Source organism: Streptomyces sp. Z423-1 (assembly GCF_013009255.1).
GTDB classification, from domain to species: Bacteria; Actinomycetota; Actinomycetes; order Streptomycetales; family Streptomycetaceae; genus Streptomyces; species Streptomyces gossypiisoli.
On sequence record NZ_CP053109.1, the window covers coordinates 3,920,109 to 3,935,452 of the forward strand.

Consider the following 15,344-nt stretch of genomic DNA (forward strand, 5'->3'; position numbering starts at 1 on the left):
CGGTGTGTCGCCCGCACACGGTACGGACCGGTCGCACCCGACGATTGCAGGAGTGATTCGCGTGGATCGTGTCGCGCTGCGCGGCCTGAAGGCCCGCGGGCACCACGGGGTGTTCCCCAGGGAGCGCGAGGAGGGCCAGACCTTCATCGTGGACCTCGTCCTCGGCCTGGACACCCGCCCGGCCGCGGCCGACGACGACCTGACGAAGACCGTGCACTACGGCATCGTGGCGGAGGAGGTCGTGGCCGTCGTCGAGGGCGAGCCCGTCAACCTCATCGAGACGCTCGCCGAGCGCATCGCCCATGCCTGTCTGAAGCACGAAGGGGTTCAGGAGGTCGAGGTCACCGTCCACAAACCGGACGCACCGATCACGGTCCCCTTCGACGACGTGACCGTCACCATCACCCGGAGCCGAGTATGACCGCGTTCTTCACCAAGGGTCACAGCGACCCGACCGTACAGCCGGTACCCGCCTCCGTCGTCGAGAAGGTCGACGCCGCCGACACCACCCTGCACAACCCCAAACGCGCCGTGATCTCCATCGGCTCCAACCTCGGCAACCGCCTGGAGACCCTGCAGGGCGCCATCGACGCCCTGGAGGACACCCCCGGCGTACGCATCAAGGCGGTCTCTCCCGTCTACGAGACGGAGCCGTGGGGCGTCGAGCCCGGCACCCAGCCGTCGTACTTCAACGCGGTCGTGGTCCTGAAGACCACCCTGCCCCCGTCCTCGCTCCTGGAGCGGGCGCACGCGGTCGAGGAGGCCTTCCACCGGGTCCGCGACGAGCACTGGGGCCCGCGCACCCTCGACGTCGACATCGTCTCGTACTCCGACGTCGTCTCCGACGACCCGACGCTCACCCTCCCCCACCCACGCGCCCACGAACGCGCCTTCGTGCTCGCCCCGTGGCACGACGTGGACCCCGACGCCCAGCTGCCCGGCCGCGGTGCCGTCGCCGACCTGCTCGGCGCGGTCACCCGCGAGGGTGTCGCTCCCCGCGCGGACCTGGAACTTCGGCTGCCCGAGTAGTCGTTAAGGTCGAGACGGCCACAGTCCGGGGCATCCGGGGAACCGAAGGGACACCGTGAGAGAGCTGCGTATCAGGGTGCTGGCCGGCGTCTTCGTCGTCGCCGGGATCCTGTCCTGGGCGGGCGCCCGCCTCTGGAACTCGATCGGTACGCTCCCGAGCGTCCCCCTGGCCGCCCCCATCGTGCTGGCACTGATCGCCGCGGTGCTGCTCGCCACGGCACTCTCGATCCGCGCCCGCCTCAGGGCCCAGCGCGAACGCCGCCCCGAGGCCAAGGGCGTCGACCCCCTCATGGCGGCCCGCGCGGTCGTCTTCGGCCAGGCCAGCGCCTTGGTCGCCGCCCTCGTCGCCGGCATGTACGGCGGCACGGGCGTCTTCCTACTGGAGTCCCTGGACATCCCGGCCCGCCGCGACCAGGCCATCTACGCCGGCTGCTCGGTCGTGGCAGGCATCGCCGTCATAGCCGCCGCCATCTTCCTGGAGCACGTCTGCAAACTCCCGGAGGACGACGAACACAACGGCGCGGGGACGGCTCCGGCGGCGTGAGGTGCCAAGGCTCACCAGGCCTGGCGGGCCAGATGCCCATTGATCAGGAAGCTGGGGTAAGGGTCGAGGCGATAGCTGTAAAGGGTGAACGGCTTGTTCTCGGTGGTACGCCGCCGCACCTCGTGCACCTGCGTCCAGGTCATCTCCCTCAGTTGCAACGAGTGCTGCTCGGATGGGAGGGCGCCCCGTGAGGACCAGCTGTCCGCTACGACCAGGTGTGAGGCCCGCCCGCCTGTACGAGGCGTGAATCTCGCGCCGACCACCAGTGCCAGCTCGGAAAGAAACGCCACATTGGCGCTGACCAGCAAGCGACCACGCCACGTCTTTGGACGGAATCCGTCGCCGTCCACGTAACCGTCCAGGAATCCTTCGAACGTCTCCTCATCCCGGAGAACAACGCGCGGAAACCGTTGCCGCATGTGGTGCGCGTCACCGCCCACGTATTGCCTCATCAGGTCGGCCAGGTACGACGAGACCACCCGAACTCGAAAGCCAGGCACGTCCCGCCGCAGGTATCCAGAAGGCCGCGTCACTGATTCCAGACGGGCAGGCAACCTGGTTGCCGCTGTGACACAGGCCGCGTAGCGGGAAGCGAATGCCTCATCGTTGACCACCAGTGACACGTAGTTCTTGCCAACCGTTCCGTCCGAGCAGTTGGCCCCGATCATGTAACCGAACTCGTAGCCCGGTTTGATGGTCAGCCGTTCGCGGCACAGCTTCCGAGCGTGTGTCCACGCGAGGACGGTGCCCTCGGCGTCCCTCGCGTGAACCCATCCATCGGGTGTGCCCAGCATCTGGTCCGCGGCCACGGTGAACGTCACCTGATCTGTCACCACGTCCACCACGTCACGGACCTTGGCGGTCACCACCTCCACAACGGTGGTCTGAACAGTGCGCTCTCCGTCCAGCGTCCACAGGCGGCCGCCCACTTGAACGCTTCGCGCCTGAAGACGTCCACCAACGACGTTCACCGTCTGCTTGCTGGGCAGCCCGTACCCCAACTCGATCCCTCTTGATCAGCGATCAACTCCGCTGATCAAGGACGCTATCGGGCACCACTGACAATCGGGTCAGCGAGCCAGTATCAAGCTCATTGCCTCGGCCCGTGTCGTAGCATCCCGAAGCTGTCCACGCACTGCCGACGTCGTGGTCTTGGCACCAGGCTTACGGATCCCACGCACCGACATGCACATGTGCTCGGCCTCAATGACGACGATCACGCCCCGAGCCTCGAGGATCTTCATGAGGGAGTCGGCGATCTGCGTAGTGAGTCGTTCCTGCACCTGCAGGCGGCGTGCAAACACCTCAACCAGCCGCGCAAGCTTCGACAGGCCCGTAATCTTGCCGCTTTCGGCCGGAATGTACCCGATGTGGGCTACGCCATGAAATGGCAACATGTGATGTTCACACAGACTCACGATTTCGATGTCCTTGACCAGGATCATCTCATCGTGCCCGAGGTCGAACGTAGTCGTCAGCACGTCCTCGGGCTCCTGCATATGCCCCGCCAAGAGCTCCCGATACGCCCGCGCCACCCGCGCCGGCGTCTCCCTGAGACCCTCCCGGTCGGGGTCCTCGCCGACCGCGATCAGCAGTTCGCGGACGGCGTTCTCGGCGCGCTTCTCGTCGAACTCGCCGATCGTGCCCTCGCCGTCCAGCGTCACGGGGTCGGTCATGTGTGGTGCCTCGTTCCTGTGCCTGACGCGTGCTGAGACGCGTCCCATCTGTGCGCATACGTCGATGCCGCGCCCCCAGGCTAGAACCAGGGGGGCGCGGCATCCATTCCGGGCCTGGTGGGCCGCAGGGGCGGCCCGGGGCTCAGGCTTCGGGACGGTCCTCCGGGGCGGCCGGTTCAGCTGCCGGGGCGGGCTCCGTCGCCGAGCTCTTCGCGGTGATCGCCGCCGTCGCGCCGTTGGCGCCGTTCGTCAGTGCGAGCTCCTTCGGGGAGAGCACCGGCGGACGGGTGGACGGCGTGCGGCGGGAGGAGCCGGTCCACGCGGGACGCGGCGGCCGCTTGACGATCGGGGCGAAGATCTCGGCGATCTCCTCCTTGCCCAGGGTCTCCTTCTCCAGGAGCGCCAGGACCAGGTTGTCGAGGACGTCGCGGTTCTCGACCAGGATCTCCCACGCCTCGTTGTGCGCGGTCTCGATGAGCTTCTTGACCTCTTCGTCGACGAGCGCCGCGACCTCCTCGGAGTAGTCGCGCTGGTGAGCCATCTCACGTCCGAGGAACGGCTCGCTGTTGTCGCCGCCGAACTTGATCGCGCCCAGGCGCTCCGTCATGCCGTACTGCGTGACCATCGCGCGGGCCAGGTTGGTGGCCTTCTCGATGTCGTTGGCGGCACCGGTGGTCGGGTCGTGGAAGACCAGCTCCTCGGCCGCGCGGCCGCCCAGCATGTAGGCCAGCTGGTCGAGCATCTCGTTGCGCGTGGTCGAGTACTTGTCCTCGTCCGGCAGCACCATCGTGTAGCCGAGGGCGCGGCCGCGGGACAGGATCGTGATCTTGTGGACCGGGTCGGAGTTCGGTGAGGCCGCCGCGACCAGGGCGTGACCGCCCTCGTGGTACGCGGTGATCTTCTTCTCCTTGTCCGACATGATCCGGGTCCGCTTCTGCGGGCCCGCCACGACGCGGTCGATGGCCTCGTCGAGCATCTTGTTGTCGACCAGCTTCTTGTCGCTGCGGGCCGTCAGCAGGGCGGCCTCGTTCAGCACGTTCGCCAGGTCGGCGCCGGTCATGCCGGGCGTGCGGCGGGCGACCGCCGACAGGTCGACGTCGGGAGCGACCGGCTTGCCCTTCTGGTGGACCTTGAGGATCTCCAGACGGCCCTGCATGTCCGGGCGGTCGACGGCGATCTGCCGGTCGAAGCGGCCGGGGCGCAGCAGCGCCGGGTCGAGGATGTCGGGCCGGTTCGTCGCCGCGATGAGAATCACACCGCCCTTGACGTCGAAGCCGTCCATCTCGACGAGCAGCTGGTTCAGGGTCTGCTCGCGCTCGTCGTGACCGCCGCCGAGGCCGGCGCCGCGGTGGCGGCCGACCGCGTCGATCTCGTCGACGAAGACGATCGCCGGGGCGTTCGCCTTGGCCTGCTCGAACAGGTCACGGACTCGGGAGGCACCGACACCGACGAACATCTCGACGAAGTCGGAACCGGAGATCGAGTAGAAGGGCACGCCCGCCTCGCCGGCGACGGCGCGCGCGAGCAGTGTCTTGCCGGTACCGGGCGGGCCGTACAGCAGTACGCCCTTGGGAATCTTGGCGCCGACGGCCTGGAACTTGGCCGGCTCCTGCAGGAACTCCTTGATCTCCTGGAGTTCCTCGACGGCCTCGTCGGCACCCGCGACGTCCACGAAGGTCGTCTTGGGGGTGTCCTTGGTGATGAGCTTGGCCTTCGACTTGCCGAAGTTCATCACTCGGGAGCCGCCGCCCTGCATCTGATTCATCAGGAACAGGAAGACAACCACGATGAGGACGAAGGGCAGCAGAGACAGCAGGATGCTGACGAACGCGTTCTGCTTGGTCGGCGTGACCGTGTAACCGTCCGGGATCTGCTTGTTCTGGTACTTGTCCTGCAGCGTGGAGGCGAGGTTGGCGCCCTGGTCGCCGATGTAGCTCGCCTGGATCTTGGAGCTGTCCTCGATCTTTACGCCGTCCTTGAGCGTGACCTTGATGGTCTGCTCGTCGCCGGTGGTCAGCTTGGCCGCTTCGACCCTGTTGTCATTGATCGCCTGGACGACCTGGCCGGTGTCCACCGTCTTGTAGCCCCCGGACGAGCCGACGACCTGCATCAACACGACCACGGCAAGGACGGCCAGCACGATCCACATGACCGGCCCACGGAAGTATCGCTTCACGTCCATCCATACGGAGCGGTGCCGCCCCGTCCCTCCTGCCATAGTGAGTTTGATAAAGACAGTTCTTCTGACGGTACCCCAGCATTGTTGCGCGAAGCCGCACGGGACGGCTGGCGAACCCGTCTGCATGCTCCAACGGCGCGAGGCCCGCCGGGGTTCCCGATCTCTCTACAAGGCCCCAGCCGTCCGGCTCAGCCGCCGTAGACGTGGGGGGCGAGCGTACCGACGAACGGGAGGTTGCGGTACTTCTCGGCGTAGTCGAGGCCGTAGCCCACGACGAACTCGTTGGGGATGTCGAAGCCGACCCACTCCACGTCGATGGCGACCTTCGCGGCCTCCGGCTTGCGCAGCAGCGTGCACACCTTCAGGGAGGCGGGCTCGCGGGAGCCGAGGTTGGAGATCAGCCAGGACAGGGTCAGGCCGGAGTCGATGATGTCCTCGACGATGAGGACGTGCTTGCCCTTGATGTCGGTGTCGAGGTCCTTGAGGATCCGCACGACACCGGAGGACTGGGTGCCCGCGCCGTAGGACGACACCGCCATCCAGTCCATGGTGAGCGGGGTGGACAGCGCCCGGGCGAGGTCGGCCATGACCATCACCGCGCCCTTGAGGACGCCGACGATCAGCAGGTCCTTGCCCGCGTACTCCGCGTCGATCTTCGCGGCCAGCTCGGCCAGCTTCGCGTCGATCTCTTCCTTGGTGATGAGTACCTGCTTGAGGTCGGCACCCATGTCTTTCGCGTCCACCCGCATCACTTTCGGTCGTCCCACCGGCCGTCTCCGAAACGTCCCCGACCGCGTGAGCGGCCCTTGTGGGGCCGTGCGCACCGTCCGGTGGGAGGGTCCGGATTCAGCCTTGCCGAATCACCAGTCTGCCACCCTGGCGCTGGACGACGACTTTGCCGGGGAGATTGATGGCTCCCTGACCGCGCCAGCCGGTGATCAGGCGGTCGACTTCCTCGATGTGACGGGCGAACAGCGAACCGGCCGGCGCACCGGCCTCGATGGCGGCCCGGCGCAGGATCCGGCGGCGTACCGCGGGCGGCAGGGCGTACAGCTTGGCGCACTCCAGGCCGCCGGCGGCGTCGCGGACGGAGGCCTCGGCCTGGCTGGCCCAGGTGTCGAGGGCGTCGGCGTCGTCCCGGGAGAGCTGGGCCGTGCGGGCGAGCGCCTCGACGACGCCCTTGCCGAGCGCCTTCTCCAGGGCGGGCAGTCCCTCGTGCCGCAGCCGCGACCTGGTGTAGGCCGGGTCCGCGTTGTGCGGGTCGTCCCACACCGGCAGGGACTGGACCATGCAGGCCTTGCGGGCGGTCTGCCGGTCGAGCTGGAGGAACGGGCGCCGGTAACGGCCGCCGGCCCCCGAGACCGCGGCCATGCCGGACAGGGAGCGGATGCCGGAGCCGCGGGCGAGGCCCAGCAGGACGGTTTCGGCCTGGTCGTCGCGGGTGTGACCGAGCAGGACGGCGGCGGCTCGGTGGCGTACGGCGGCGGCGTCGAGGGCGGCGTAGCGGGCGTCCCGGGCGGCGGCTTCGGGACCTCCGTCGCGGCCGACGCGCACGGTGGTGGACTCGACCGGGTCCAGGCCGAGTTCTCGCAGCCGCAGCACGACCTCCTCGGCGCGCAGGTCGGAGCCGGGCTGCAGGCCGTGGTCGACGGTGATGCCGCCCGCGCGGATGCCGAGTTTGGGGGCCTCGAATGCGACCGCGGAGGCCAGCGCCATGGAGTCGGCGCCGCCGGAGCAGGCCACGAGCACGAGCGGGGAGGGGGGACGCTCGTCGGGGTCGGCGGTGTGGGGGGCGGAGGTGTGCTCGGTGAGGATGTCGTGGAGGACGCGGCGGACCGCCAGGCGTATCGCCGCGACCGCAGGATGGGGACCCATTGTCCGGTTCCCTTCATGAAGTTTTTTCGGGGGTGAGCCCGAGTTCGGTCACTCAGAGTGTGTAGATGGTGACAGAACCGGGCCGTTCCCCGAGCATTGCACGCCTACCCATGGCTCACGGTCCCTCGGACGGGTGATTGGAGGGACGTCCGTCTGCCGTCGGCCGGATCCGGTTCACCACTGCTCACCCGACGCTCATGTCTCACTCCTGCGATGCACCCGTGCGATCCAGTCCGCCGGTTTGGCGATCTCCGCCTTGGTGGGGAGGGTGTTCGGGGAGGTCCACACGCGGTTGAAGCCGTCCATGCCGGCCTCGTCGACGACGGCCCGTACGAAGCGCTCGCCGTCCCGGTACTGCCTGAGTTTGGCATCCAGACCGAGCAGCTTGCGCAGGGCCAGGTCCAGGCGGGAGGCGCCCTTGGCGCGGCGCTGCTGGAACTTCTCGCGGATCTCCCCCACGGTCCGTACGACGTCCGGGCCGACGCCGTCCATCACGAAGTCGGCGTGGCCCTCCAGCAGTGACATCACGGCGGTGAGCCGGCCGAGGATCTCCCGCTGTGCCGGGGTCTGCACCAGCTCCACCAGGGACCGGCCGCCGTCGTCCTCCTCGCCCTCGGGACGGCCCCCGGCGAGCGTCTGGGCGGCCTCGCGGATGCGCTCGAGGACGGTCATGGGGTCGACGTCGGTCTCCGCCAAGAACGACTGGATTTCGCCCTCCAGGTGATCACGCAGCCACGGCACGGCGGAGAACTGCGTGCGGTGCGTCTCCTCGTGCAGGCACACCCACAGGCGGAAGTCGTGCGGTTCGACGTCGAGTTCGCGCTCGACGTGCACGATGTTGGGGGCGACGAGCAGCAGCCTGCCGCCGCCGTTCTCGCCGGCCGGGAGATCGCGGGCGGCGGGTGCGAAGGTCTCGTACTGGCCGAGGACGCGGGAGGCCAGGAAGGACAGCAACATCCCCAGTTCCACGCCGGTGACCTTGCCGCCGACGGCGCCGAGGACCGCGCCGCCGGGGGTGTTGCCGCGCCGCTCCTGCATCTTGCCGAGCAGCGGCTTGAGCAGTTCCCGGAAGCCGGCGACGTTGGCCCGGACCCAGCCGGGGCGGTCGACCACGAGGACGGGGGTGTCGTGGGTCTCCTCGGTGCCCATCCGGGTGAAGCCCCGGACGTGTCCCTCCGAGGCCTTGGCGTGCCGGCGAAGTTCCGCGACGACGGCCCGGGCCTCGTCGCGGCTCACTTCTGGGCCCGGCCGCACGAGCCGGGTCGCGGTCGCCACCGCGAGGTTCCAGTCGACCATCCCGGAAGAAGCACCGATGCTCGTCATGCGTCAACCGTACGTGAGCGGTCCCACTTCGGGCAGGGCGTGACGATCGGCGGGGGCCGGGGGCGCCGCCAGCCCCGGCCCGCCGGCGGCGGTGGTGGCTGCCTCCAGGGGCCCCGCACCCGGTTCAGCGGGCGGTCGTCAGCGCCGTCGCCGCGCGGTCCAGGGCCGTCTGGGCGGCCGTCGCGTCGGTCGTCTCCGACGCCAGGAAGGCGAATCCCAGAACATGACCGTCCCGGGTGACGGCCGTCCCGGCCAGGGTGTTCACGCCCGTGAGGGTGCCGGTCTTGGCGCGTACGATGCCGGCCGCGCCGTCGGCGTACCGGCCGGTCAGGGTGCCCGTGAAGCCGGCCACCGGCAGGCCGGTGAGGGTGGGGCGCAGCTCGGGCCGGGAGGGGTCGGCGGCCTTCAGGAGCAGGCGCGACAGCAGGTTGGCGGTGAGGCGGCCTTCGCGGTCGAGTCCGCTGCCGTCCTTGAAACGGGCGCCCTGCAGCGGCAGGCCGAGCTTCTGCAGCTGGGCGTGGATGGCGCGTCCGGCCCCGTCGAAGTCGGCGCGTTCGCCGGTCGCGAGGGCGGTGTGGCGGGCGAGGGCCTCGGCGATGTCGTTGTCGCTGTTGGTCATCATCCGCTCGACCAGGGCCGACAGGGGCGGTGACTGGACCTCGGCGAGGGGCTGGGCGCGCCGGGTCGCCTTGGACGGGCCGGGGGACGTCGTGCTGATGCCGTGCTCGTTCAGCAGCTCCGCGAACTGCCGGGCGGCGTCCGCCGCCGGGTCGGGCACGCGGGGCACGGGCCCGCTGGTCGAGGCGTCGGTGCGGGCCTCGTCCACCATCAGGGCGCTGACGGCGGCGATGTTGTCGTTGATACCGATGGGGTGAAGTTCGGGCCCGGCGTACAGGGTGGTGTCGTACGACAGCGTCACCTCGCGCAGCTTGCGCTCCTTCAGGGCGGCCGCCGTGTCGGCGGCCAGGGTGCGCAGGCTCGCCTGGCCCGCGCTGTCCTTGCGGGCCGTGAGGGTGGGGTCGCCGCCGCCGACGAGGATGAGTTCCTTCGTGTCGGGCTCGTAGACGGTGCGGGTGGTGAGGCGGTGGTCGGGGCCCAGGGCGGACAGGACGGCGACGGCGGTGGCGATCTTCGTGGTGGAGGCGGGGGTGAGCGCCTCGTCGGCGCCGCTGCCGTAGAGCCGCTTGCCGGTGGTCAGGTCGACGACCACGGCGGTACGGCGGCTGCCGAGCGCCGGATCGGCCAGCAGCGGCTCCAGGACACCGGCCAGGTCCCGGCCGTTCGGCGCCGACTTGACGGCGTTCGCGGCGCCGCCGAGGCCGGTCAGGACCGAGGCGGCGCTGGGTGCGGGCTTCGGGGCGCCGGCCATGCCGGAGTCACCGCCGTGATCTGCGCCACCCGGGTCCTCCTGGGCGGCGGCCCGGTCCCGCTCCGCCGTACGCTGGCCGGAGGAGTCCCAGGGCCCCGCGGCGGTCACCACACCGGCGGCCAGCACGAGGCCCGCGGTGGCGGCGACCGCGGTGTACGGCCACGGGTTCGCCCCCATCACCTTCCCGACCTGCGGTTTCGCGGCCGACGCCCACCGGGCGACCCGGGGCGCGGTGGCCGCGCGGGCCCGGGCGAGACGGGGACGAACGGCGTTCGCGATCCGCGCCACACGCGGTCTCGCGGCCTGCCAAGGCCTCAGCTCGGGCACGACCACCAGCCCCTTTCGCGATCACACAGCTGCGTGAGGGACACTTAACCACCAGAACTGTGTGCTGATCATGGAGGAGCCACCGGTGGAGTTCGACGTCACGATCGAGATTCCGAAGGGTTCGCGGAACAAGTACGAGGTGGACCACGAGACCGGTCGTATCCGCCTGGACCGCCGCCTGTTCACGTCGACCAGCTACCCGGCCGACTACGGCTTCGTCGAGAACACCCTCGGCGAGGACGGCGACCCGCTGGACGCGCTGGTCATCCTGGACGAGCCGACGTTCCCCGGCTGCCTCATCCAGTGCCGTGCGATCGGCATGTTCCGGATGACCGACGAGGCCGGCGGCGACGACAAGCTGCTGTGCGTTCCGGCGCACGACCCGCGCGTGGAGCACCTGCGCGACATTCACCACGTGTCCGAGTTCGACCGCCTGGAGATCCAGCACTTCTTCGAGGTCTACAAGGACCTGGAGCCCGGCAAGTCCGTCGAGGGCGCCAACTGGGTGGGCCGGACGGAGGCCGAGGCCGAGATCGAGCGGTCCTACAAGCGCTTCAAGGAGCAGGGCGGTCACTGAGCGCCCGCATCCCGGGTAGACGGGCCGCACGCGCACGCGTGCGGCCCGTCCGCGTGTCTGTGCGCATACTGGGCCATCGAGTGTGTCGTACAGGGATGTATGTCGTACAGGGATGTATAGGGACAGGGAGCACTGCTTAGGTGACGGAGGCGGAGGACCGCAAGCCGCAGTCGGACGAGGCCAGGACCACGTTCGACTCCGAGGTCACGTCCGAGTTCGCGGTCCCCAAGGGGCTGGACGTCGCGAAGACGGGCGCCGAGCCGGAGACGACGTCCGAGTTCGCCGTGCCGGACGGACTCGACGTCCCGGCGCCGTCCGCCGCCGAGCCCGAGGGGTCGGCGTTCAGCCCGCCGAAGACCTACAACTCGCGCAGCGCGCCGGTCGCGTTCACGCCCGCGAGCGGGATCCCCGCGGTCCGGCTCACCAAGGACGTGCCCTGGCAGGACCGGATGCGCACCATGCTGCGGCTGCCGGTGGCCGAGCGGCCCGCGCCGGAGCCGGTGCAGAAGGCCGAGGAGGAGGGCGGCCCCGCCGTCCCGCGCGTCCTCGACCTGACCCTGCGCATCGGTGAGCTGCTGCTGGCCGGCGGTGAGGGCGCCGAGGACGTCGAGGCGGCGATGTTCGCGGTCTGCCGCTCCTACGGCCTGGACCGCTGTGAGCCGAACGTCACCTTCACGCTGCTGTCGATCTCGTACCAGCCGTCCCTCGTCGACGACCCCGTGACGGCGTCCCGGACGGTACGCCGCCGGGGCACCGACTACACGCGCCTGGCGGCCGTCTTCCGGCTCGTCGACGACCTCAGCGACCCCGAGACCCACATCTCCCTGGAGGAGGCCTACCGGCGCCTCGCGGAGATCCGCCGCAACCGGCACCCGTACCCGACCTGGGTGCTCACTTCCGCGTCCGGGCTGCTCGCCGGTGCGGCCTCCGTGCTCGTCGGCGGTGGCCTGATCGTGTTCGTCGCGGCCGCGCTGGGCGCGATGCTCGGCGACCGGCTGGCCTGGCTCTGCGCCGGGCGCGGGCTGCCGGAGTTCTACCAGTTCACCGTGGCCGCGATGCCGCCGGCCGCGATGGGGGTCGCGCTCACGCTGCTGCACGTCGACGTGAAGGCGTCCGCCGTCATCACCGGTGGACTGTTCGCGCTGCTGCCCGGGCGGGCGCTGGTGGCGGGCGTGCAGGACGGCCTGACCGGCTTCTACATCACCGCGGCGGCGCGTCTGCTGGAGGTCATGTACCTCTTCGTGGGCATCGTCGTGGGCGTGCTGGTCGTGCTGTACTTCGGCGTTCAGCTCGGTGCCCAGCTCAACCCCGACACGGCGTTGTACATCGCCGAGCGGCCCTGGGTGCAGATCGCCGCGGCGATGCTGCTGTCGCTGACCTTCGCGGTGCTGTTGCAGCAGGAACGGTCCACCGTGCTCGCGGTGACGCTCAACGGGGGTGTCGCGTGGACCGTGTACGGGGCGATGCACTACGCCGGGGACATCTCACCGGTGGCCTCCACGGCGGTGGCCGCGGGGTTGGTGGGGCTGTTCGGGCAACTGCTGTCGCGGTACCGGTACGCGTCCGCGCTGCCGTACACGACGGCCGCGATCGGGCCGTTGCTGCCGGGATCCGCGACGTACTTCGGGCTGTTGTCGATCGCGCAGAACGAGGTGGATCCGGGGTTGGGGTCGCTGACCAAGGCCGCGGCGTTGGCGATGGCCATTGCGATCGGGGTCAATCTGGGGTCGGAGATCTCTCGGTTGTTCCTGCGGCTGCCGGGGGGCTCCGCCGGGGGGCGGCGGGCTGCGAAGCGGACGCGAGGGTTCTGACGCCGGGCGCCCACGCGGCGGAGCCGCACATCGATACAGCCCGCGCCCCTGAGGGCGTTTCAGTTCTGCCGGTAAGGGTCGTACGGGTACTGCTGCTGGCCCTGCTGGCCGCCGTACTGCTGCTGCGGGTACTGCTGGGCGTACGGCTCCTGCTGCGGGTACTGCTGCGGGTAGCCCTGGTCGCCGTACCCCTGCTGGCCATAGCCATACCCCTGCTGACCGTAACCCTGCTGGCCGCCGTACCCCTGGTCGTGCTGGTGGTCCGGCTCGATGCGGCGGAGTTGGGTCGTGGCGTCGTCCATCAGGGGCTGCTGCTGGGCCGGAGGCTGGTGCTGGGGCTGGGGCTGCTGAGGGGGGTTCTTCTTGTTCTTCGAGCGGGCTCGCCACAGCTCGATGATGATCGGGAGCACCGAGACGAAGACGATCAGGATCAGGATCGCCTCGATGTTCGCCTTGACGAAGCCGATGTTGCCCAGCCAGGCGCCGAGCAGCGTCACGCCCGCGCCCCACAGGATGCCGCCGACGACGTTGAAGATCAGGAACGAGCGGTACCGCATGCCGCTGACGCCCGCGATGATCGGCGTGAACGTGCGCACGATGGGCACGAAGCGGGCCAGGACCAGGGACTTCGGGCCGTACTTCTCGAAGAACTCGTGGGCCTTGGTGACGTTCTCCTGCTTGAAGAAGCGGGAGTCGGGGCGGGTGAAGAGCGCCGGGCCGACCTTCTTGCCGAACATGTAGCCCGCCTGGTCGCCGAGGATGGCGGCGATGCAGATCAGCACGACGGCCGCCCACAGCGGGAAGTCCAGCTGTTTCGAAGCGATCAGCAGGCCGGCCGTGAACAGGAGCGAGTCGCCCGGCAGGAAGAAGCCGATGAGCAGGCCCGATTCGGCGAAGACGATGAGGAGCAGGCCCCAGATACCGAAGGTGTCCAGCAGATAGTTCGGATCCAGCCAGCTCGGTCCGAGGGCAAGCGTCGTCACGGTTCCGGGCTCCTGAGGGGTCGGGAAGTACGGCATCCAATACGGCTGGACAAAGCTATCAACGCAAGGTGTCCGCCTCGGGTTCCCGGTGGTTCCGGCCCGGGAGCGGGGTCCCGGGCCAGAAGGGTCAGGAGGAGTGCCGGGCCGCGTTGGCCTTGATGGCGTCGCGCAGATAGACCGCGAGGCCGGGGCGGATCGTGTCGTACGTCTCCGTGAACCGCGGGTCGGACACGTACATCTCGCCGAGGCAGGTGTGCATCTCGTGCCCGCAGTCGTAGTGATTGCCGGAGATCCACCGGCGGTGTCCCTCGGCGGCGTCCATGGCCGCTTCGGAGTCCGCCGGTTCTCCGGCCTCCATGAGCGCGACGAAGCGGCCGTTGATCTCCTCGGCCTCGCGCTGGATCCGCAGCCAGTCCTCCTTGGTGTAGGAGGCCGAACGCTGCCGCGACTGCCGGTAGGCGTCGGTGTCGCCCCAGCGCTGCTGCACCTCGTCCTCGTACTGGTCCGGGTCGAAGTCCCCGAACACCTCGAACTTCTCCTCGGGCGTGAGGTTGATGCCCATCTTGCGTGCCTCCATGGCGTGCTCCACGGCCGCCGCCATCTTCTGCAGCTTCTCGATCCGGGCGGTCAGCAGTTGGTGCTGGCGGCGCAGGTGTGCGCCGGGGTCCGCGTCCGGATCGTCGAGCAGGGCGGCGACCTCTTCGAGCGGGAAGCCGAGCTCTCGGTAGAACAGGATCTGCTGCAGCCGGTCGAGGTCGGCATCGCTGTAGCGCCGGTGGCCCGCGTGGCTGCGCTCGCTCGGGACGAGCAGGCCGATGTCGTCGTAGTGGTGCAGGGTCCGCACCGTGACCCCGGCGTACCCGGCGACCTGTCCCACGGAGTAGCTCACTTCCGCTCCCTTCTCGGTACGCCGTCCACGCTGAGCCCTCACGCGACGTCAGGTGCAAGCCGGAATCGGCGGCAGCGCCGGCGGGCCACCGTGACGTGCTTGATCAGCGGGCGTCCTCCGGATGCCGCTCCCCCGTGGCGTACGGGTTCTGCTCGCCCTCGGCGAGCACGCCGACGAACGGCTCGCCCTCGCCGGCGAAGGTGTAGGCGCCGCCCTCGATGCGGCCGATCAGTCCTCTGGCCCACTCGGCCTCGGCGTCGGCGGTGTGGAGCCAGAGGTTCATGATCTCGCCGATGTGGCCCAGTTGCTCGGGGCCCCCCTCGGGGACGTAGTGGCCGGTGACGGCGTCGCGCCACTCCTGGATGCGCCGGATGCGCTCCTTGAGCAGCGCGACCGCCTCGGCCCTCGGCAGGTCGACCATGAAGCCGATGGCCGCCGACTTGACGTCGACCTTCTGGTCGTACGAGGTCAGCGCGTCGCGCAGGAGGGCGAAGTACTCCTGGTCGCCCGCCGGTGTGATCTCGTACTCGGTGCGCGGCGGGCCGCCCGCGGTGGACGGCGCGATCTCGTGCGCGTGCAGCAGGCCCTGCTTGGCCATCTGCTTCAGCGCGTGGTAGATCGAGCCGGGCTTGGCGTTGGACCACTCGTGCGCGCCCCAGTACTCCAGGTCGTTGCGCACCTGGTACCCGTGGGCCCGCCCGTGCTGGCGCACGGCACCGAGCACGAGGAGACGGATCGCTGACATGCGGTCCAGGTTAGGCC

General features: G+C 69.6%; 15 protein-coding genes. 5 read left to right on the forward strand and 10 right to left on the reverse strand.

Annotated elements, in window-relative coordinates:
• The first annotated feature begins 61 nt into the window (after window positions 1–61).
• From folB to HJD23_RS17535, 3 genes are read left to right on the forward strand one after another with little or no spacing between them, the layout of a single operon-like run.
• The gene (gene folB / locus HJD23_RS17525) at window positions 62–421 is read left to right on the forward strand and encodes a dihydroneopterin aldolase (RefSeq protein WP_171109695.1); all 360 of its coding nucleotides are present in this window, start codon (window positions 62–64) and stop codon (window positions 419–421) included.
• Entirely contained in the window at window positions 418–1,029 is a 612-nt protein-coding gene (gene folK / locus HJD23_RS17530; protein WP_171109694.1) for a 2-amino-4-hydroxy-6-hydroxymethyldihydropteridine diphosphokinase, read from the forward strand. The genes folB and folK overlap by 4 nt, the downstream gene beginning before the upstream one ends.
• Before the next feature lie 55 nt (window positions 1,030–1,084).
• Window positions 1,085–1,573: a DUF3180 domain-containing protein gene (locus HJD23_RS17535; RefSeq protein WP_141315282.1), complete on the forward strand. Its 489-nt coding sequence runs from the start codon at window positions 1,085–1,087 to the stop codon at window positions 1,571–1,573.
• A gap of 11 nt (window positions 1,574–1,584) precedes the next feature.
• Here HJD23_RS17535 and HJD23_RS17540 read toward each other — a convergent pair whose 3' ends face one another.
• From HJD23_RS17540 to dacB, 7 genes are all read right to left on the reverse strand, one after another.
• Window positions 1,585–2,574, reverse strand: a complete 990-nt coding sequence (locus HJD23_RS17540; protein WP_232108274.1) for a hypothetical protein — start codon at window positions 2,572–2,574, stop codon at window positions 1,585–1,587.
• Window positions 2,575–2,643: 69 nt separating this feature from the next.
• A complete protein-coding gene (gene folE, locus HJD23_RS17545; RefSeq protein ID WP_171109693.1) occupies window positions 2,644–3,249 on the reverse strand; it encodes a GTP cyclohydrolase I FolE in 606 nt (201 codons plus the stop codon).
• Window positions 3,250–3,391: 142 nt separating this feature from the next.
• Window positions 3,392–5,431, reverse strand: coding sequence for an ATP-dependent zinc metalloprotease FtsH (ftsH, locus tag HJD23_RS17550; protein WP_171109692.1), 2,040 nt, complete (start codon window positions 5,429–5,431; stop codon window positions 3,392–3,394).
• A 185-nt stretch (window positions 5,432–5,616) separates the two neighbouring features.
• The gene (hpt, locus tag HJD23_RS17555) at window positions 5,617–6,177 is read right to left on the reverse strand and encodes a hypoxanthine phosphoribosyltransferase (protein WP_141315294.1); all 561 of its coding nucleotides are present in this window, start codon (window positions 6,175–6,177) and stop codon (window positions 5,617–5,619) included.
• A gap of 97 nt (window positions 6,178–6,274) precedes the next feature.
• On the reverse strand, window positions 6,275–7,303 hold the full coding sequence (tilS, locus tag HJD23_RS17560) for a tRNA lysidine(34) synthetase TilS (RefSeq protein WP_171109691.1): 1,029 nt from the start codon (window positions 7,301–7,303) through the stop codon (window positions 6,275–6,277).
• 195 nt (window positions 7,304–7,498) lie between these two features.
• Window positions 7,499–8,626, reverse strand: coding sequence for a zinc-dependent metalloprotease (locus HJD23_RS17565; protein WP_171109690.1), 1,128 nt, complete (start codon window positions 8,624–8,626; stop codon window positions 7,499–7,501).
• 124 nt (window positions 8,627–8,750) lie between these two features.
• Window positions 8,751–10,328: a D-alanyl-D-alanine carboxypeptidase/D-alanyl-D-alanine-endopeptidase gene (gene dacB / locus HJD23_RS17570; protein WP_171109689.1), complete on the reverse strand. Its 1,578-nt coding sequence runs from the start codon at window positions 10,326–10,328 to the stop codon at window positions 8,751–8,753.
• Between the two features lie 79 nt (window positions 10,329–10,407).
• Between dacB and HJD23_RS17575 the strand changes: the two genes are divergently transcribed.
• Together HJD23_RS17575 and HJD23_RS17580 are read left to right on the forward strand one after the other, a co-directional pair.
• A complete protein-coding gene (locus HJD23_RS17575; RefSeq protein WP_053756473.1) occupies window positions 10,408–10,899 on the forward strand; it encodes an inorganic diphosphatase in 492 nt (163 codons plus the stop codon).
• 140 nt (window positions 10,900–11,039) lie between these two features.
• Entirely contained in the window at window positions 11,040–12,710 is a 1,671-nt protein-coding gene (locus tag HJD23_RS17580) for a threonine/serine exporter family protein (protein WP_171109688.1), read from the forward strand.
• A gap of 59 nt (window positions 12,711–12,769) precedes the next feature.
• On the opposite strand, the gene HJD23_RS17585 is transcribed toward HJD23_RS17580, so the two are convergent.
• The 3 genes from HJD23_RS17585 to HJD23_RS17595 form a co-directional block, all read right to left on the reverse strand.
• Entirely contained in the window at window positions 12,770–13,693 is a 924-nt protein-coding gene (locus HJD23_RS17585) for a VTT domain-containing protein (protein ID WP_171109687.1), read from the reverse strand.
• A gap of 127 nt (window positions 13,694–13,820) precedes the next feature.
• The gene (locus HJD23_RS17590; protein ID WP_171109686.1) at window positions 13,821–14,582 is read right to left on the reverse strand and encodes a MerR family transcriptional regulator; all 762 of its coding nucleotides are present in this window, start codon (window positions 14,580–14,582) and stop codon (window positions 13,821–13,823) included.
• A gap of 103 nt (window positions 14,583–14,685) precedes the next feature.
• The gene (locus HJD23_RS17595; protein WP_171109685.1) at window positions 14,686–15,327 is read right to left on the reverse strand and encodes a PadR family transcriptional regulator; all 642 of its coding nucleotides are present in this window, start codon (window positions 15,325–15,327) and stop codon (window positions 14,686–14,688) included.
• Window positions 15,328–15,344: the final 17 nt, after the last annotated feature.